Genomic DNA, 16781 nt, shown 5'->3' with positions numbered 1-16781 from the left:
GGCCCGCTTTCGCGAGCCGATTCGAACTGTCTCAACACAGCGTGCGCCACGAGGGATTCGAACCCCCAACCTTCTGATCCGTAGTCAGATGCTCTATCCGTTGAGCTAGTGGCGCATGGCCCAGAACTGCGTGGCGGGCCGTAGTAGAGGATACATCACCGAACCGTGCCCGCGCCAATCGAAATGACCGCGCACTCATTGGCCCGGCAGAATCGATACTCTCAAATGAGTTGCCTCACAGCATCCCTCAGCAAAAGGAGTAAACGGTGAACGAAGAGCGCTTCGACCAGCCCGTGCCCGAGACACATCAGCCATACATCGCCGCTGCAGATCGGTATACCAATTTCGGGTATCGGCGCGTCGGAGAGAGCGGCCTGCTGCTGCCGCCGATCTCGCTCGGACTCTGGTACAACTTCGGTGATAACAAGCCGTTTGACGGGCAGCGTGAGGTGCTGCGGCATGCCTTCGATAAGGGAATCACCCACTTCGACCTGGCGAACAACTACGGCCCGCCCTACGGCAGCGCCGAAGAGAACTTCGGCCGCATGATGCGCGGCGATTTCAAGCCATACCGCAATGAGCTCATACTCTCGAGCAAGGCGGGCTGGGACATGTGGCCCGGGCCATACGGGTTTCTCGGCACCCGCAAGTACCTCCTGTCGAGCCTCGAGGAGTCGCTGAAGCGCATGTCAGTTGACTACGTCGACATCTTCTATTCGCACCGGTTCGATCCCAATACGCCGGTCGCCGAGACGATCGGCGCACTCGACACCGCAGTGCGCCAGGGCAAGGCCCTGTATGCCGGAATCTCGTCGTACTCACCCGAGCGCACGCTCGAAGCCGTTGAGGTAGCACGGTCGCTCGGCACACCGCTCGTGATCCACCAGCCGTCGTACTCCATGCTGAATCGGTGGATCGAAGACGGCCTCACCGACACGCTTGCGGACGCCGGCATGGGTTCCATTGGCTTTACTCCCCTGGCCCAGGGACTTCTCACCGACAAGTTTCTCGGCGGCAAGCACGAGGAGCACGCTACAAACCGCCGGTCGTTCAGCGACGACATGCTCAGCGACGACAACCTGCGTCGGCTTGAGGGACTCAATAGCATCGCTCAGGAACGCGGCCAGACGCTTGCGCAGATGGCACTCGCCTGGGTGCTTCGCACCGTGACATCGGCGCTCATCGGAGCATCGCGTGTCGAGCAGCTCGATGAGAATATCGCGGCGCTCGACAACCGTGATTTCAGCGATGCGGAGTTGCGGCGCATCGATGAGTTCGCGGGCGATGCCGGCGTGAACATCTGGGCGAAGTCAAGCGAGCTCTAGGGGCCGGATGCCGCGGTTTTCAACCGTCACACCGACGCGCGGCCCCGCGAGGTCTGCCTCTCAGAGGCATGCGCGATGCGCGCGTCTGCATGACGAACGCCGACCCAGGCTCCCCACGAGCCAAGCGCTGCGCACACTGCCACGAGCGCGAGGCTTGATACCTGCACGAGGCCCGGGGCTCCCTCAATAAGCCACAGTCCGACGGTGAGCGCGACCACACCGGCAGCTGCACCACACGCTGCAGCCTTCTGGCGCGTCTTCGGCGTGGCATCGAGCTCTCGGTCTCGAATCACCAGCGCCACAAGCGCGCCAAACACGACGACAACGCCGACGAGCGATCCGGCGAGCGCAGACACGGCGAGGCCAATGGGAAGCAGCTGCGCGGCGATCGAGCTCCCGGCGACGAGTGACGGAGTCGCCGATCCGATATACAGAATGGCACCGAGAATCGCTCCGGCAACAACGCCGATGAACGCTTCTCTGCCATACCGCAGCATGGCTTAATGTTAACCGTTCGTTGGCGCGTTGATAGCCCACGTTCGGGCGACACGCCGGGCAGTTCCGCCCTGCGGCATCCGTGCCCTGGTCTTCGCCGAACCCTCCAGGTAGACTACCGAGCTTGAAGGGGAGTAGTTCCCACGGCCCGGAGCATCGGGCAAAGCGGAGTGTCGACATACTGGTGCCACGGTAGGCGCCCGGCACTCCACCCGTACGCGGGCGAACGAGACCTTCGGCCGAACACGGTCGGAGTCTTGTCGTTTTCTCCGGCCGCCGACCAGGAGACAACCGTGACCGACGCTCAGTCAGCCGCACCCCGAACCCCCACCCCCGCAGACGTCAAACGCTGGCGGCAGTATCTCGCCGACGAACGCGCTGAGGCCGCCGTCTACGAAGAACTCGCCAGTAAGCGCTCCGGTGAGGAACGCGCGATCCTTCTCGGACTTGTCGATGCCGAGCGCCGCCACGAAGCGCACTGGGTCGCCCTGCTCGGCGAGAACGTGGGGCTTCCCATCCGAACGAAGATGCGCACGAGAATGCTGGCGTTTCTGGCCCGCCGCTTCGGCTCCATCTTCGTGCTCGCCCTCATGCAACAGGCAGAAGCCCGGTCCCCCTATGGATCCGACGCCGACGCCACCGAAGCCATGGCCGCAGACGAGCAGATTCACGAAGAAGTGGTGCGTGGCCTCGCTGCCCGCGGACGCACGCGCCTCTCGGGAACGTTTCGAGCCGCTGTCTTCGGCGCAAATGACGGGCTCGTCTCCAATCTCGCCCTCGTGATCGGCATGGCGGCGACGGGAGTCTCAAGCGCGATCGTTCTCGCCTCAGGCATCGCCGGCCTCCTCGCCGGCGCGCTCTCCATGGGCGCCGGGGAGTTCGTCTCAGTGCGATCGCAACGCGAACTTCTCAGCTCCACCCTCCCCAACCCCGACACGACGAACATTCTGCCCAACCTGGATGCCGAGGCGAATGAGCTCGCCCTGGTTTACCGCGCCCGCGGCATGTCCGAAGAGGATGCTGAGTCTCACGCGCGCGAACGCCTCTACGGTCTCGAGTGCGTACACGGCAGGGACGACGCTGTGCAGCATCCGTCTGAAACCGAGAGCGAAAGCCACTCGGCGATCGGCTCAGCGTGGGGTGCCGCAGCATCCAGTTTCTGCTTCTTCTCGTCTGGAGCGATTATCCCGGTAATTCCGCTGCTCTTCGGCGCGTCTGGATTGATCGCGATCATCATCGCGGCCCTGCTCGTGGGCATCGCACTTCTGGTGACCGGTGCGATCGTCGGTGTGCTCTCGGGGGCCTCCCCAGTGAAGCGCGCGTTGAGGCAGCTCGCCATCGGATACGGGGCGGCACTCGTCACCTACCTGCTCGGACTGCTTTTCGGCACTTCCGTGGCGTGACGGCATCGGCGACGCCGCAGATGGCCGTCACCGTCGCCCGCGCTTGCGCCCGCCCGCCTTGCGCCGTGCAGCACGGTCTGCGTTTTTGCGTTCTCGCGCCTGTTCTGCGGATCGCCGGGCGGCATCCTTCTTCTTTGCCGCACGCTGCTTTGCCGCCTCTTGCTCCGCCTTAACGGACCCCTGCGATCGAGTGCTTCTCGCCGAACGCCCACGCACCACGCCGATGAACTGCTCGATGAGTTCTCCCTCAGCATCGGCCGGCCAACAGAGCGCCACGCGGGTCTCTGCCACGCCGCTGACGGGTCTGCGAATCACGTCTTTGCGGTCGAACTGCCGCGCAACCGACAACGGCACAATCACGATGCCGGCTCCGGCGCCGACAAGCTCGATCGCGACACGCGGCGTCATCGGCGGCACGTCGATACGTGTTCCGTCGGCGACTTCGCGGGCGACGTCTCGCCACTCTGGCACAGCATCCGGATGCTGCAGCAGGTGCTCATCTGCGAGTTCGGCAATGTCGACGGCATCCACCGCCGAGATCTGGTGCCCCTTCGGCGCAACCACGACGGGATTCTCGGTGTAGAGCGGAATCACATGGAGCCCCTCGTCGTCGATCGGCAATCGCACCAGCGACATGTCGGCACGGCCGTCTGTCAGAACCAGCCGCTGCTCGAGCTCATCCTCGAGCGGCACCGCAGCGATCCCGACGTCGGGCAGGCGTTCGCGCCAGGTACGAAACCATTTGTCCGGCGTGACGCCCGGCACAAATGCCACCCGCAGGCGTCGCCCGTCGACAGCATCCGTCGTGTTCTCGCCCATGTTTCGCTCCCGTCACGCTTGTGCAAGCGTATTACGTCACGACTCACGTACGCTGGAACATTATGAGCGCACCCACATCTCAGTCGATGAAAGCCGCAACGGCCGCCAAGAAGCTCGGCATACTGCTTTCTGCGGCTCCGCCCGAGTTTCGCGACGGGCCCGTGACCCGAGAAGAGCTGAACGAGCTGCAGGTGAATCCTCCCGAGTGGTTGGCAGAGCTGCGCCGCAATGGACCGCACCCGCGACAGGAAGTTGCGCGTAAGCTCGGCGTCTCGACATCGGGCCTCGCCCGCGCAGAGATCACTGAGCCGCTCACAACGGATCAGATCAAGGAACTGCTCGTCGCCAAGCCCGAATGGCTGGTTCACGAGCGAGCGCGCCAGGCCAAGGTGCACGAGGAAAACGCCCGGGTCAAGGCTCAGGATGCCGCGAAGCGCTCAGCTTCGAAGGGCTGACCGGCGCACCCACACCACACCCACACCACACACTCGTCAAAAAGGGCGAGGTTTCGCGATGAAACCTCGCCCTTTTTGACGAGTGCGCCGTTACGTCACGGCAGCGCACACACGCGTTGCGTCAGTTGTTGCCGAGCACCGCCGAGAGGAAGTCTCGAGTGCGTTGCTCCTTCGGCGACGTGAACATCGTCTCTGGGTCTGACTCCTCAACGATCTTTCCGCCATCGAACATCAACACGCGGTTTGAGACGTCGCGCGCGAACTGCATCTCGTGCGTCACGATCAGCATCGTGATGTCGGTCTCTTTCGCCACGTCTCGCAGAATGTTCAGCACCTCACCCACGATCTCAGGGTCGAGCGCCGAGGTCACTTCATCGAGCAGCAGAATCTCGGGGTCCATCGCCAGCGCACGAGCAACAGCGACGCGCTGCTGCTGCCCGCCCGAAAGCTCGAGAGGGTGCGCGTTCTCCTTGTCCGAGAGACCAACCTTCTCGAGAAGACCTTTCGCTTTTTCAATGGCGTCGGCCTTCGACATCTTCAGAACGTGCACGGGCGCCTCAATGAGGTTCTCCATGACCGTCATGTTGGGAAACAGGTTGAACTGCTGAAACACCATTCCGATGCGCTTGCGCACCTCGTTCTTGTGCTTCTCTTTCAGTTCGACACGCTTACCGCCGCGCTCTTCATGAGTCAGAGGCTCACCATCAACGTAAATGTAGCCGTTGTTCGCTTCTTCAAGCGTCATGACGAGGCGAAGAATCGTCGTCTTTCCCGAACCACTCGGCCCAATGAGCGTGACGCGGTCACCCTTCGCAACGCTGAAGTTCAAGTCGTGCAACACGACGTTGTCGCCGAATCGTTTTTCGACGTTGTCGAACCGGATTGCGGGCTCTGTGTCAGTTTGAGAAGGCAAGTCGCTTTTCCAATCGGCCGATGAGCAATGACGTGGGGTAGCTGGCGATCAGGAAGATGACGCCCGCCGTCGTTATTGCTTCGATGTAGGTGAAATGGTTTCCGCCGAAGACCAGAGCCGCTCTGACCATCTCGGTCACAGTGATCGCGATGAGGAACGGGGTGTCCTTGAACATCGAAATGACGTAGTTTCCCAACGCGGGAATCGTCGATCTCAGTGCCTGTGGAATCACAACGGCCGTCCATGTTCGGCCGCGCGACATGGATAACGCGGTCGTTGCCTCCCACTGGCCGTCGGGAACCGCCTCGATGCCGGCGCGGTACACCTCCGCCATGTAGGTGGCGTAATGGATGCCGAAGATGATCACGCCGATCGTCACGGGGTCCAGGTCGAGAAACAGGTAGTACGCGAACAGCAGCTGAACGACGATGGGCGTCATTCGAATGAAGTTCACGACAAAGGTGAGCACAGCGGCTATCGGTCTCGGTGCGGAACGCCGCGCGACCGCGATGATGAGGCCGAGAACGGCCGCAATGATGCTTCCGAGGATGGTGACAAGCAAAGTCACTTCGACGAATTTGATGAGCAGGTCTGGGAGCGACTCCCAGACCATTGTCCAATCCCACTGAAGGCCGGTCATGAGATGCCTGCCTTCCCGTCGGCGCTCCGCGGAGTGCGGAAGCTGAGGGCCTCCTTCAGCGACTCACCGCGACCGAGCTTGTGCTTGGCCTGCACTTCAAGTGCATTCATGACGAGCGTGAGCACGTAGGCAATGAGGAAGTAGATGATGAGGCTCACACCGTAGGCGAAGAACGTGTCTGACGAGTTGCGCAGCTTATCTGTCGCATAGGTGAGATCGGTCAAAGTGATGAAGCTGACGATCGCCGTCCCCTTGAGAAGCTGAATGAGTAGGTTGGTCAGTGACGGAATCATGAGCGCCCACGCCTGCGGGAAGATAATGCGCCACATGCGCTGAGACCGGCTCAAGCTGAGCGCTGTCGTCGCTTCCCACTGCCCGGAGGGCACCGAGTTGATCGATCCGCGAACGACCTCGGCACCGTACGCCCCGTAGTTGAGTCCCAGGGCGAGGATGCCGACGAACATTGCGGGCAGCTCGATGCCGAGCTGTGGCATCACGTAGAAGAACCAGAAGAGCTGGACGACGAGCGACGTACCACGGAAAAATTCGATGATGACTCGCGCGGTGCCTCGAAGAACGACGTTCGTGAAGCGCGCGAGGAGCCCGAGACCAATAGAGATGACAAGCGCCAGCAGAGCGCCGCCGATGGTGAGCTGAATGGTGACCAATACACCTTCGCCCACCAACGGCAGCGCCCCGATGAGCGCCGCGATGTTGTCGCCCAAGCTAGCTCAGGTCCCCTTCGCAAAGCTGCTCAGTCGTCAGGTCCTCTGGCGGCAGGTTCTCCTCGGTGAACCCATAATCGCCCACGAGCGACATGTATTCCTCGGGATCACCGGTGATGTTCTTGAGTTCCTTGTTGTATGCATCAAGCAGCTCTGTGTCGTCCTGTCGGAAGACTGTCGAGCCGGCACCGATCTGCTCGACGCCATCAATGACCTGAACGAACGCGTCAGTTGTTTCGACACCGGCATCCGGGTTGTTCTCGGCCATCCAGTTAAGCGAGATGGCGGTCATTGCGAAGACGTCTGCGCGGCCGTTGGACACGAGATCCATGCCGTCCTGAGCGTTGTCGACCTCGACTGTGTTCTCGATCCCGAGCGATTCAGCGTATCCGGCTTCAATGCCGCCGGCGAGGATGGCGAGCTTCACGTCACCGTTCGTCGCCTTCACCGAGTCAAGGTCGGTCAGCCCTGCCGGATTGCCCTCGGGCACCATCAGGGTTGTGGTGTACATGATCTCCGGGTCGCTGAACGCTGCCTTCGCGCAGCGATCGGGAAGAATCGACATTCCGGCGCTGATCACATCGAAGCGTCCGGCGTTCAGGCCGGGAATCAGCGAGTTCCAGTCGGACTCGACGACCTTGACCTCGTCGATACCGAGTGCCTTGAAGATCTCTTTGTGCATGGCGACTGTGGCGCCCTGGGCTTCACCGTTGTCGTCAACCCACGAGTAGGGACGCTCGTCGGCAACGGCGATGGTGATCGAGCCGGCATCAATGGCCTTCTGCAGAGTGCTGCCTGATTCGTCAGATCCACCGGATCCTGAGTCAGAGCTGCACCCTGCCATGAGGCCGAGTGCCAAGATTCCGACCGCGGCAATGCCTGTACGGGCGAGCATTCGACGCTTTGTCATCGTGTTCCTCTTTCGGTAGTGACGGGGCGAACCCTCACCCTTCATTGTGAGCGGGGACCCGGCCCGAAATTGGGGATGGCTTTGGCTACCCTATGCCCATTCTCAGACACGCGCACATTCCGACAGGCTTATTGTCTGTTTGTATACAAAGTTGTTATGGTTAGCTCGCTGACCGCGGATTATGCTCGTTCCAGCGCGCCGGGACCTTCCGGTTCGCTCGCCGATGAGCCGCCAATCGTGCGCCGCTCAGTCGCACAGACACAAGGGAACTCTCATGCCACAGAGCACACGCCGTTCGGGAGCGCCGGTATCGGTATTCCGAGTTCCACGCACGTCCACGGTTGATCTCATCGCGATTGAGCTGCGCAATGCCATCTTCTCGGGCGCGCTCCCCGTCGGCGGTCAAATCGGCGAGGTCGAGATCTCGTCCCAGCTCGGCGTCAGCCGCAGCCCGCTCCGGGAGGCGATGCAGCGACTCGTGCAAGAGGGCCTGCTGACGGCGACGCCGGGTCGCGGGCTCCGCGTCAGCAAGATCGGGCCTGAGCATGTCGCTGATCTTTATGCTGCACGCATGGCCGTCGAGTCTGAGTCACTCCGCCGCGTCATGCGACGTGGCGACTCGGTCGCGCTGTCTCAACTGGAAAAGTCGTATGCCGCACTCATAGAGGTGAGCGAGGGAACGGACGCCCGCGCGATCGGCAATGCAGACATTGCGTTCCACCAAGCGCTCGTGGATGCCGCGGGCAGCCGTCGTCTCTCGCAGTACATGAGCACCCTCATCATCGAAACGCGCATTGCCAGCTTCAGCTCCCCGAACGGATACGTCGTGCGCCGCAGCGTCTCTCCCACCTATGAGACGCTTCTCGACGCGATGCGCACGGGCGACGTCGATGCGGCAGTCGCAGCACTCAGCGTTCAGTTCGACGACGCCGTCTCCCGGCTGATCGGCAAGGACGCCGAAGTCGAGACTGTCGAGACTCCTCCCGATGCCGCTCCGCCGAGCTTTGAGCCCATCATCGAGTCGCCTCGCGCATAGCGTCTCGCCACGATGAACAGCACGCATCGGCCACCGCATAGGCAGTGGCGGTTTCTCGTCCTCGTCGCAGCCGGCGGCGCAATCGGCAGCGCCGCCCGAGCCGCCATCGCTCTCGCCTTCCCCGACACGGTGTTCCCGGCCGCAACACTCACGGTCAACCTTCTCGGTGCGTTTGGGCTCGGGGTGCTTCTTGAAGCGCTCAGCCGGTTCGGCGACGACAGGGGACGACGACGTGTTCTTCGGCTTGCCGGCGGCACGGGTTTCTTCGGAGGCTTCACGACCTACAGCACGTTCGCGCTCGAAACGGCTCGCCTCGTCGACAGTTCGCTCGGCATCGCCGTCGGCTACGCGCTGATGACCGTCGTCATTGGCGTTGTCGCGACGGTGCTCGGTGTCGTCGCTGGTGCGGGCATTCATCGCCGCCGCAGTCAGAACGGGGGCACCGCATGACTCCGCTCGTCTTCGTCTCCCTCGCGCTGTGCGGTGGGCTCGGAGCCGCACTGCGCTTCTGGCTTGATGGCGCCATCACCGCACGCCTGCGCAAACCATTCCCCTACGCAACCGCGGTGATTAACGTGAGCGGATCATTCGCGCTCGGTCTGCTCATGGGTGCGGCGGCGGGCGCGCTCGTGTCTGAAAGCGTCGCACTCATCGTCGGCACCGGCTTTCTCGGCGGATACACAACCTTCAGCACCGCGAGTGTCGAGACCGTCAGGCTCACTCAGCAGGGCCGCTGGCTCGCCGGCCTGATCAACGGCATCGGGATGCTTGTGCTTGCCGTCGCCGCTGCGGCGCTCGGCTGGGCGCTGATGTCGCTGCTGTGACGATGAGCGCGAATCACCCGCCGAGGGCACCTTTGATCGCAGCGGCAGACCGACCGAGATGTTCGACGATCCGCTCCACGTCAAGGGTGGGCGCGACATGCACAACGGCAATCGCAGCTGGCTGCCGCCCACGCAGGGCAAGCGGAACGGCGACAGACTGCACGCTGGGAATCACCTCGTTGTGGCTCGTGGCATACCCCGCTGCCGCAACCTTCTCAACTTCAGCTCTCAGTGCGTGCGACATGCCGTCTGGCCACTCACTCCGGGGCAGCTGAGCAACAATTGCTTTGCCCGGAGCCCCGACCGTGATCGGGTGGCTGGCCCCCGGACGCTGAGCGACAGAGGCGACCGCGTGCCGCGGTTCGATGCTCGCGAGCGTTGTGCACATGTCGTGGTCTCGAATCGCGAGAAAGCACGTCATTCCCAGCTCGTTCGCCACGGTGGTGAGCTCGGGCAGCGCCTCCGCCTGCAGATCATGAGCGACGCCGGCGGCGAGGGACGCCATGCGCGCGCCGAGCGCTAGTCGTCCCGACGAGTCGCGACCGACGAGCCCGTGTTCCTCCAGCGTGCGCAACAGCCGGTACGCGTTCGAGCGATGCACGCCGAGCTCCGCTGCAACCTCATCGATCGTCAGAGGCGATGACGCATCGGCCAGAATTTCAAGAATGCGGATGCCGCGACTCAGCGTCTGCGAGGCGGCAGCTGTTCCGCCCGTCGCTGCCCGCGTTCCCTGCGCACCGCCGTTGCTCATGTCTCCCCCTTTCAGCGCCGTTGCCTGGCGCGTGACTTGCACGGCAGTACACCCACGCCTAGCATTATCTAATAGTAGAACGTTGTATTCAATAGTAGAACACAGGGACATCTTTGCAGAAACCTCGACGACGCAGTCTGAGGGAAGGATCGAGAACAATGCAGTTTCATCATCACGGCTACGTCTCTGGCGATCCCCGTGTGCAACCCGCTGCGGGCACCGGCCTCGACCGACTGGCCGAACTTCCCGACGAGACTGACGTTCTGATCGTGGGCTCCGGGCCGGCGGGCATGCTCCTCGCCGCCCAGCTCTCGCAGTACCCCGGCGTCACAACACGGCTCGTTGAGCGACGACCAGGGCGACTCGAAGTCGGCCAGGCCGACGGCATCCAGGCCCGCAGCGTCGAGACGTTTCAGGCGTTCGGGTTCGCTGAGTCGATCATTGCCGAAGCCTACGAGATCACCTCGATGAACTTCTGGTCGCCCGACCCGGGGAACCCGCAGAACATCATCCGCTCGGCGAGAGAGCACGACGACCCGCACGGCATCAGCGAGTTTCCGCACCTCATCGTCAACCAGGCTCGAGTACTCGACTACTTCGCATTCTGCGCCGAGAACGGCCCCGGGCGCATCCGCCCTGATTACGGCTACGAGTTCGTAAACCTCACCGTCCGCGACGAGGGCGAGTACCCCGTGAGCGTCAGGCTGCGCAGCACAGCAGGCGCGCGGCAGGGCGAAATCCGCACGGTCTCGGCGAAGTACGTCGTGGGCTGCGACGGCGCCCGAAGCGCCGTGCGCGAGTCGATCGGCCGCACCCTCGACGGCGACCAGGCATTTCACGCGTGGGGTGTCATGGACGTTCTCACCGAAACCGACTTCCCCGACGTGCGCACCAAGTGCGCCATCCAGTCGGAGTCCGGCAGCATTCTGCTCATTCCCCGCGAGGGTGGCTACCTCGCCCGCTGGTACGTCGACCTCGGTGTTGTGGGCACCGACGACAACCACGAGGTGCGCAACACGCCTATCGAAGCGATCATCGCAAAGGCCAACGACATCATCACCCCGTATTCGCTCGAGGTGCGCAACGTTGCCTGGTGGAGCGTCTACGAGGTGGGCCATCGCGTGACTGACAAATTCGACAACGTGCCCGAGCAGCAGACCGAGACGACAATGCCGCGCGTGTTCATTGCGGGCGACGCATGCCACACCCACAGCGCTAAGGCAGGGCAAGGCATGAACGTCTCGATGCAAGACGGCTTCAACATTGGCTGGAAGCTCGGCCAGGTGCTCTCGGGCGCCAGCCCGGACGAGTTGCTGTGCACGTACTCGGGCGAACGGCAAGAGATCGCGCAGAATCTCATCGACTTCGACAAGGAATGGTCGACGATGATGGCGAAGAAGCCCGAGGAGTTTGCAAACCCCAAAGAGTTGAGCGACTTCTACACAGCGACAGCGGAGTTTCCAGCCGGCTTCATGACGCAGTACAAGCCGTCGATCATCACGGGCGAGGCGTCGCATCAAGAGCTCGCTGCCGGCTTCCCCATTGGCAAGCGCTTTAAATCGTCACGCGTCGTTCGCATCGGTGACACCAACCCGATTCACCTGGGCCATCACGCGCGCGCAGACGGACGCTGGCGCGTGTATGCCTTTGCGGATGCCGCCGCGCCAGGCGAGCCGTCGGCACTCACCGCGTGGGCCGAGTGGATGCACGACTCACCGCACTCCCCCGTGCGTCGATTTACACCGAAGGGCGCCGACATCGACAACCTGTTCGACGTCAAGGTGATCTACCAGCAGCGCCTGGAGGGCGTGGACTTCGGCCGGGTGCCTCCACTCTTCCGTCCGAAGAGCGGCCCGTTTCAGCTTGTCGATTACGAGAAGGTCTATGGCACGCTCAGCGGCGACGACATCTTTGAGCAGCGCTGTATCAGTCGCGACGGAGCTGTCGTGGTGGTACGACCTGACCAATACGTGGCACACGTGCTGCCGTTGGCTGCAACAGAGGAGCTCACGGCGTTCTTCAACCAGAGCCTGCTTGTCCAGAATCCGGAGCAACACGCCAACTGACCTCGGCGTAGATTGGGCTCATGCGCGCGCATCACACGTCTGAGACCCGGCGTACGGCGGCGCGAATCACGAGGCTGTGCGCGCTGGCTGCGCTCGCTGTCGTCGTCTGGGCGTGCGCAACAGAGTGGGGCGGCATTGTGCATGGGCATCCGGCATATGCTGTGGTGCTGGGGGTCACCACGCTGCTGGCAATCGGCGCGCTCGTTTCCGTGGGCACGCGCGAGCGCGGTCGCGGACGATGGCGCACGGTCGGCAGAGTCACGACCACGCTTCTCGCCATCGCTGGAATCGCGATCGTCGGTTGGCTGCGACCTCACACCGCGACCGATCCGTCGCTCACGGCGATGATGTCGGACACCGATGTGACGGTGACCGAGACAGCGACGTCGATCACGTTTACCCCGGCAGTCGGGGACGCGGGCGTCGGCTTGTTCTTCCAGCCCGGTGCGCTCGTCGACGCTCGCGCCTATGCTGCAGTTCTGCGCCCCGTGGCGGAATTGGGGCACACCGTCGTGATTGCGAAGCAGCCCCTCGGGATCGCTTTCCTCTCTCTCACCGCATTCGACGCGTCACGCGCGGCGCATCCCGACGTCGCCGAGTGGGTGATCGGTGGGCATTCCCTCGGCGGAACTGTCGCGGCTCAGCTTGCTTCGACGGAAAGCACCGCGTCTGGTCTGATCCTGTTCGCGTCGTATCCCGCGTCAGACATCAGCGGTGCAGACATCTCTGCAGCATCCATCTCTGGTACTCGTGACGGCCTGTCGACGCCAGAGAAGATCGAGGCATCGCACCAGAATCTCCCCGCCGACACTGTCTTCGTCGCGATCGAGGGCGCCTCGCACGCTCAGTTCGGTGACTACGGCACGCAATCGGGAGACGGCACACCGACGGTCAGCGATGACGCCGCCCGTCGCCAAATTTCACGCGCGGCAGTCGACATCGTCACAGAATTTGCGCTCGACTAACTTAAGGCCTTAAGTTAGTCGTATGGATCTCGCATACGAACTGCACGACCTGGTTCGCACGCTCGACCGCATGGCCGAGAAGATCTTGCGCCCGCACGGACTCAACGTCAATCGCTACGTGGCGCTCGTCATCATCTCGGAGCACGCCGGGCTCACCGGGCGCGACCTCTCGGGCGCTCTCGGCGTCACCGAGGCCGCGGGAAGTGGAATCGTGCGGTCACTGCTCACGCGCGGTCTGATCCATGACGCCGCTGGAACAGGCAGCGGCAACATTCGCCGGCTACGCCTGACGGACGACGGAGCTGATGTTCTGCGACGTTGCTCACTCGAGCTCGGCACGTCGCTTGATGACAATGCCCTGGCCGTCGGGATCGATCCCACAGGGCTCGCCGCGACGATTCGTGCTCTCCATGACGAAGTCCGCACCTACCACTGACCGTTCACCTACCGCCATGGTCAATCTCACAAGGAGAACAAATGACCGCCTTCCTCGCCATTGCCACCATCGTTTTGGGAGTCGCCCGCCTGGCGATGTTCATTGCGCTTCACATCGTCTCTCATGAATACAGTCCCATCAGGCACGCCGTCAGCGACTATGCCGTCGGGCGAACACGAACCCTGAGCTCGGCAATGACGTGGACGACCGGCGCAATGTGGCTGGCCCTCGCAGGCACCCTGATCAGCGGATTCCCGTCGTGGAGCGACCTGACAGGCGTCACTGTCTGCTTTCTTGTGCTCACCGTGATCTTCATCGTCCTCCCGTTTCTCCCGACCGACCTGGAGGGGCAGAAGACGACAACGATCGGCCGGTTTCACCTGCTCGCCGCAATCGCTTGGTTTGCACTGAGTTACGCGTGCATGGGCAACCTCACGCGCCTGCTCACACCTCTGACGCCGAGCCCTCTGGACGTCACTCTGTCTGCGGTGTCGACAATCACGCTCATCGCGCTCATCGCTCTTGTTGCAGCTCTCGTCATTCAGCCGCTGCGCACGCGAGTGTTCGGGCTCTCGGAGCGAGTCTTCATTCTCGGTGTCAACGTCTTCTACGTGACGGCAGCGCTCGGGGTCCTCCTCGTGCAGTGACGAGAGCGAGCGCCCGTCAGTGATTCCGTAGCATCCCGATAATTTCCGATTTTCGCTTGCCGGAGTACCCGCTGATGCCGAGTTCTCTGGCCCGGGACTTCAATTCGTCAACGGTCCAATCGTCGTAGTCGCCAGCCTTACCGCCCTTGCGGCCGACCTTCGACTTTCCGCGGTTCGCAGCAGCGTTCGAAATGCGCGCTGCCTTTTCTTTCGACGCTCCCTCACCACGCAGTTTCTCGTACATGTCGGGCTTCTTGAGGCTTGAGTTCTTGCGTCCAGGCATTGTGGCTCACCTCTTTCTGTGAATGATGCTACTAATCGCGACGATACGGCGAGTGCACGCGAATTAGAGCGATGCAGAGGCAACTCACATCTGCGTCAAGTTGGCGAACTTCCGAGGCTGTCGATCTCCGAAAAATCGTGACGCCCTCGCGATTTCTCGCGAGGGCGTCACGTCTCAGTAGCGCAACGCGCTATTTGTTGAATAAATCCTTTGCGCCATCTTTGGCGTTATCAGCGGCATCCTTGACGTTCTCGCCGACTTTCTTGGCTGTGGCGCTTGCCTGGTCAGCGCGACCCTCGTTCTCGAGGTTCTCGTTGTCCGTAGCGTCGCCAATCTTCTCCTTGGCCTTGCCTTTAGCGTCTTCGGCAGCGTTGCTGATCTTGTCTCCGAAACCCATATGAGACCCCCTTTGTGAGTTGTAACTTCACCTTACGGCGCGAAGTCGCCTGCGCCAAGCGGTTCGCAGGAATACCCAGTCTGACGCGCATATCTACACAGGCCCTAAGCAATAGAAAGCCCGAGGCTCGACTCATTGGTACACGATGCGCCGAGACATCACAAGTGCGGAGACGGAGGGATTTGAACCCTCGGTCCCCTTAGAGGGGACTCCACCTTAGCAGGGTGGTGCACTCGGCCGGACTATGCGACGTCTCCATGCGCTCCGCGAAGAGCGCGGGTTCAATCATAACGGGTGAGAGCCTCAGCGGCGAATCATGCGGATGCCGTACCCGACGACGCCCAGATCAGTACCCGTTTCCGTCGGCGCACGTCACCTGCGAGGCGTTCTGGCCGTGGATCGAATCGGGAAGCTCCACCGTTCCATCGTCAGGTGCCTCCGTCGAATCGGGTGTCTCGGTCGCACTCGGGTCGGTCGTTGCCGGGGGCGCTGTCGTCTCACCATCTTCAGGAATCGAACCGCCCGTGCCACCCGTCACCGAAAGGTTCTTATCGGCCTTGATGGCCTCCATGAGCGTCTCGGCGTCACTGGTCAGCGGAGCAACGCCGTCGCCCTCGTAATAGTTGGGGTACTGCACGAACGTGATCTTGTCCGTCGGAATCTCAGACAGCGACTTGGCCAGCCCCACCATCGTGTTGATGTTGTTGAGACTCGTCGAGAACGTCATGTTCGTCGCCGCGACCTTGGCGATGCTGTAAAGCTTCACCGGGTCGGTGAGAGTCTCAGCCGATTTGAGATCGCGAACCAACGCAGAGAGGAACAGTTGCTGGTTGCTGATACGCCCCAAGTCAGACCCGTCACTGACGCCGTGCCGCGTTCGCAGAAACTGCAGCGCGTCTTTGCCCTTGAGTGAGACTTGGCCTGCGGGCAGGTCGAGATCGGTCTTCGAGTCTTTGATCGACTCAGCCAGGCACACTTCAACGCCGCCGATCGCGTTCGAGAGCGCGATCACGCCGTTGAACTGCACCATGGCGGCGTACTGAATGTCGAGCCCCGTCAGCGCTTCAACGGTGAGCACCGTGCACGCCATGCCGCCGTACGAGAGCGACGTGTTGATCTTCTGCGAGCTCATCGCATAACTGTTCTCGCCCGTCGGCTTGCCGTTCTCGTCGACCTTCGGGCAGGAGGGAATCGGCACGTACATGTCGCGGGGAAAGCTCACGACTGTGGCATTGCTGTGGTCTTCGGCGATGTGCAAAAGCATCGTCACATCGTTGAGCTTCGCTGTTTCGTGCTTGCCGTAGCCGTCACCCTGGCCCTCGCGGCTGTCGCTGCCGATCACAAGAACGTTAGCGCCACCCTCGATCGAGTTGATGTCGGGAATCACCTGCCCCGGCGTCTCCCCAGCGAGCGTCACGCCTTCAGGCGCCGTCTGCACTACATCAGCGATCGCCCACGCGACAACAGCAGACGTGCTCACCAGCACGACTGCGAGGCTTGCTGCGACGAACTTGCCGACACTCGTCCACGGACTGCGCCTCGGCAGCTTGCCGTGACGTGCAACGGCTTCGGCTCGTCGCGCCACTGAAGTTTCCTCTCACAGGGGACAGATTCACACGATGCCGTTCTTCGACCCGTGATAATAGGGGGCAAACGGCTTCGGATGTTCGATTTTACGCATACACTGCTGA

Annotated in this window: 20 protein-coding genes and 2 tRNA genes; 10 read left to right on the top strand and 12 right to left on the bottom strand. The window is 62.3% G+C overall.

Going from position 1 to position 16781, the window contains the following annotated elements:
- Positions 1–42 precede the first annotated feature (42 nt).
- A tRNA-Arg gene (locus tag HCR76_RS02495) sits at positions 43–115 on the bottom strand.
- Between the two features lie 151 nt (positions 116–266).
- Here HCR76_RS02495 and mgrA point away from each other — a divergent pair.
- Complete coding sequence (gene mgrA, locus HCR76_RS02490) at positions 267–1325, top strand: L-glyceraldehyde 3-phosphate reductase (protein ID WP_166984979.1); 1059 nt, start codon at positions 267–269, stop codon at positions 1323–1325.
- Between the two features lie 26 nt (positions 1326–1351).
- On the opposite strand, the gene HCR76_RS02485 is transcribed toward mgrA, so the two are convergent.
- On the bottom strand, positions 1352–1822 hold the full coding sequence (locus HCR76_RS02485; RefSeq protein WP_166984981.1) for a hypothetical protein: 471 nt from the start codon (positions 1820–1822) through the stop codon (positions 1352–1354).
- 291 nt (positions 1823–2113) lie between these two features.
- On the opposite strand from HCR76_RS02485, the gene HCR76_RS02480 reads away from it, so the two are divergent.
- A complete protein-coding gene (locus HCR76_RS02480; RefSeq protein ID WP_166984983.1) occupies positions 2114–3223 on the top strand; it encodes a VIT1/CCC1 transporter family protein in 1110 nt (369 codons plus the stop codon).
- A gap of 27 nt (positions 3224–3250) precedes the next feature.
- Here the strand turns inward: HCR76_RS02480 and HCR76_RS02475 are convergent, their stop codons facing one another.
- The gene (locus HCR76_RS02475; RefSeq protein ID WP_166984985.1) at positions 3251–4042 is read right to left on the bottom strand and encodes a LysR family substrate-binding domain-containing protein; all 792 of its coding nucleotides are present in this window, start codon (positions 4040–4042) and stop codon (positions 3251–3253) included.
- A gap of 62 nt (positions 4043–4104) precedes the next feature.
- Here HCR76_RS02475 and HCR76_RS02470 point away from each other — a divergent pair, with 62 nt between their 5' ends.
- A complete protein-coding gene (locus HCR76_RS02470; RefSeq protein WP_198248125.1) occupies positions 4105–4497 on the top strand; it encodes a DUF5997 family protein in 393 nt (130 codons plus the stop codon).
- 121 nt (positions 4498–4618) lie between these two features.
- Here HCR76_RS02470 and ehuA read toward each other — a convergent pair whose 3' ends face one another.
- The 4 genes from ehuA to ehuB are packed head-to-tail and all read right to left on the bottom strand — an operon-like array spanning position 4619 to position 7685.
- Complete coding sequence (ehuA, locus tag HCR76_RS02465; protein ID WP_198248124.1) at positions 4619–5410, bottom strand: ectoine/hydroxyectoine ABC transporter ATP-binding protein EhuA; 792 nt, start codon at positions 5408–5410, stop codon at positions 4619–4621.
- Complete coding sequence (ehuD, locus tag HCR76_RS02460; protein ID WP_166984988.1) at positions 5394–6050, bottom strand: ectoine/hydroxyectoine ABC transporter permease subunit EhuD; 657 nt, start codon at positions 6048–6050, stop codon at positions 5394–5396. The genes ehuA and ehuD overlap by 17 nt, the downstream gene beginning before the upstream one ends.
- Positions 6047–6775: an ectoine/hydroxyectoine ABC transporter permease subunit EhuC gene (ehuC, locus tag HCR76_RS02455; RefSeq protein WP_166984990.1), complete on the bottom strand. Its 729-nt coding sequence runs from the start codon at positions 6773–6775 to the stop codon at positions 6047–6049. The genes ehuD and ehuC overlap by 4 nt, the downstream gene beginning before the upstream one ends.
- A gap of 1 nt (position 6776) precedes the next feature.
- Positions 6777–7685, bottom strand: a complete 909-nt coding sequence (gene ehuB / locus HCR76_RS02450; protein ID WP_166984992.1) for an ectoine/hydroxyectoine ABC transporter substrate-binding protein EhuB — start codon at positions 7683–7685, stop codon at positions 6777–6779.
- Positions 7686–7959: 274 nt separating this feature from the next.
- Here ehuB and HCR76_RS02445 point away from each other — a divergent pair, with 274 nt between their 5' ends.
- From HCR76_RS02445 to crcB, 3 genes are read left to right on the top strand one after another with little or no spacing between them, the layout of a single operon-like run.
- The gene (locus tag HCR76_RS02445; RefSeq protein ID WP_166984994.1) at positions 7960–8721 is read left to right on the top strand and encodes a GntR family transcriptional regulator; all 762 of its coding nucleotides are present in this window, start codon (positions 7960–7962) and stop codon (positions 8719–8721) included.
- A 12-nt stretch (positions 8722–8733) separates the two neighbouring features.
- Positions 8734–9171: a fluoride efflux transporter FluC gene (locus tag HCR76_RS02440; RefSeq protein WP_166984996.1), complete on the top strand. Its 438-nt coding sequence runs from the start codon at positions 8734–8736 to the stop codon at positions 9169–9171.
- Positions 9168–9545 carry a fluoride efflux transporter CrcB gene (crcB, locus tag HCR76_RS02435; RefSeq protein WP_166984998.1) on the top strand — a complete coding sequence of 126 codons (378 nt, stop codon included), beginning with the start codon at positions 9168–9170 and terminating at the stop codon, positions 9543–9545. Before HCR76_RS02440 ends, crcB begins: the two co-directional genes overlap by 4 nt.
- Before the next feature lie 13 nt (positions 9546–9558).
- On the opposite strand, the gene HCR76_RS02430 is transcribed toward crcB, so the two are convergent.
- Positions 9559–10296, bottom strand: coding sequence for an IclR family transcriptional regulator (locus tag HCR76_RS02430; protein ID WP_166985000.1), 738 nt, complete (start codon positions 10294–10296; stop codon positions 9559–9561).
- A 158-nt stretch (positions 10297–10454) separates the two neighbouring features.
- Here HCR76_RS02430 and HCR76_RS02425 point away from each other — a divergent pair, with 158 nt between their 5' ends.
- The 4 genes from HCR76_RS02425 to HCR76_RS02410 are packed head-to-tail and all read left to right on the top strand — an operon-like array spanning position 10455 to position 14410.
- Positions 10455–12362, top strand: a complete 1908-nt coding sequence (locus tag HCR76_RS02425; protein ID WP_166985002.1) for an FAD-binding monooxygenase — start codon at positions 10455–10457, stop codon at positions 12360–12362.
- 20 nt (positions 12363–12382) lie between these two features.
- The gene (locus HCR76_RS02420; protein WP_166985004.1) at positions 12383–13327 is read left to right on the top strand and encodes an alpha/beta hydrolase; all 945 of its coding nucleotides are present in this window, start codon (positions 12383–12385) and stop codon (positions 13325–13327) included.
- A 22-nt stretch (positions 13328–13349) separates the two neighbouring features.
- The gene (locus tag HCR76_RS02415) at positions 13350–13763 is read left to right on the top strand and encodes a MarR family winged helix-turn-helix transcriptional regulator (RefSeq protein WP_166985014.1); all 414 of its coding nucleotides are present in this window, start codon (positions 13350–13352) and stop codon (positions 13761–13763) included.
- 41 nt (positions 13764–13804) lie between these two features.
- Positions 13805–14410 carry a DUF998 domain-containing protein gene (locus tag HCR76_RS02410; RefSeq protein WP_166985016.1) on the top strand — a complete coding sequence of 202 codons (606 nt, stop codon included), beginning with the start codon at positions 13805–13807 and terminating at the stop codon, positions 14408–14410.
- Between the two features lie 16 nt (positions 14411–14426).
- Here the strand turns inward: HCR76_RS02410 and HCR76_RS02405 are convergent, their stop codons facing one another.
- The 4 genes from HCR76_RS02405 to HCR76_RS02390 all read right to left on the bottom strand — a co-directional run bounded on the left by HCR76_RS02405 (position 14427) and on the right by HCR76_RS02390 (position 16675).
- Positions 14427–14693: a DUF7218 family protein gene (locus HCR76_RS02405; RefSeq protein ID WP_166985018.1), complete on the bottom strand. Its 267-nt coding sequence runs from the start codon at positions 14691–14693 to the stop codon at positions 14427–14429.
- 190 nt (positions 14694–14883) lie between these two features.
- A complete protein-coding gene (locus tag HCR76_RS02400; RefSeq protein WP_166985020.1) occupies positions 14884–15090 on the bottom strand; it encodes a CsbD family protein in 207 nt (68 codons plus the stop codon).
- 167 nt (positions 15091–15257) lie between these two features.
- Positions 15258–15347: transfer RNA gene (locus HCR76_RS02395), tRNA-Ser, on the bottom strand.
- A gap of 89 nt (positions 15348–15436) precedes the next feature.
- On the bottom strand, positions 15437–16675 hold the full coding sequence (locus tag HCR76_RS02390) for an LCP family protein (protein WP_166985022.1): 1239 nt from the start codon (positions 16673–16675) through the stop codon (positions 15437–15439).
- Positions 16676–16781 lie beyond the last annotated feature (106 nt).

It is taken from the genome of Paramicrobacterium chengjingii (genome assembly GCF_011751765.2).
GTDB classification, from domain to species: Bacteria; Actinomycetota; Actinomycetes; order Actinomycetales; family Microbacteriaceae; genus Paramicrobacterium; species Paramicrobacterium chengjingii.
This window is presented reverse-complemented; position numbering and strand designations above follow the sequence as displayed.

Bases quoted from the DNA above. Each gene is read 5' to 3' on its own strand.
- HCR76_RS02415 (WP_166985014.1), top strand. From the start codon at position 13,350: ATGGATCTCGCATACGAACTGCACGACCTGGTTCGCACGCTCGACCGC.
- HCR76_RS02475 (WP_166984985.1), bottom strand. From the start codon at position 4,042: ATGGGCGAGAACACGACGGATGCTGTCGACGGGCGACGCCTGCGGGTG.
- HCR76_RS02485 (WP_166984981.1), bottom strand. From the start codon at position 1,822: ATGCTGCGGTATGGCAGAGAAGCGTTCATCGGCGTTGTTGCCGGAGCG.
- ehuD (WP_166984988.1), bottom strand. From the start codon at position 6,050: ATGACCGGCCTTCAGTGGGATTGGACAATGGTCTGGGAGTCGCTCCCA.
- HCR76_RS02410 (WP_166985016.1), top strand. From the start codon at position 13,805: ATGACCGCCTTCCTCGCCATTGCCACCATCGTTTTGGGAGTCGCCCGC.
- HCR76_RS02445 (WP_166984994.1), top strand. From the start codon at position 7,960: ATGCCACAGAGCACACGCCGTTCGGGAGCGCCGGTATCGGTATTCCGA.
- HCR76_RS02440 (WP_166984996.1), top strand. From the start codon at position 8,734: ATGAACAGCACGCATCGGCCACCGCATAGGCAGTGGCGGTTTCTCGTC.
- HCR76_RS02470 (WP_198248125.1), top strand. From the start codon at position 4,105: ATGAGCGCACCCACATCTCAGTCGATGAAAGCCGCAACGGCCGCCAAG.
- crcB (WP_166984998.1), top strand. From the start codon at position 9,168: ATGACTCCGCTCGTCTTCGTCTCCCTCGCGCTGTGCGGTGGGCTCGGA.
- HCR76_RS02405 (WP_166985018.1), bottom strand. From the start codon at position 14,693: ATGCCTGGACGCAAGAACTCAAGCCTCAAGAAGCCCGACATGTACGAG.
- HCR76_RS02420 (WP_166985004.1), top strand. From the start codon at position 12,383: ATGCGCGCGCATCACACGTCTGAGACCCGGCGTACGGCGGCGCGAATC.
- HCR76_RS02425 (WP_166985002.1), top strand. From the start codon at position 10,455: ATGCAGTTTCATCATCACGGCTACGTCTCTGGCGATCCCCGTGTGCAA.
- ehuB (WP_166984992.1), bottom strand. From the start codon at position 7,685: ATGACAAAGCGTCGAATGCTCGCCCGTACAGGCATTGCCGCGGTCGGA.
- HCR76_RS02430 (WP_166985000.1), bottom strand. From the start codon at position 10,296: ATGAGCAACGGCGGTGCGCAGGGAACGCGGGCAGCGACGGGCGGAACA.
- HCR76_RS02400 (WP_166985020.1), bottom strand. From the start codon at position 15,090: ATGGGTTTCGGAGACAAGATCAGCAACGCTGCCGAAGACGCTAAAGGC.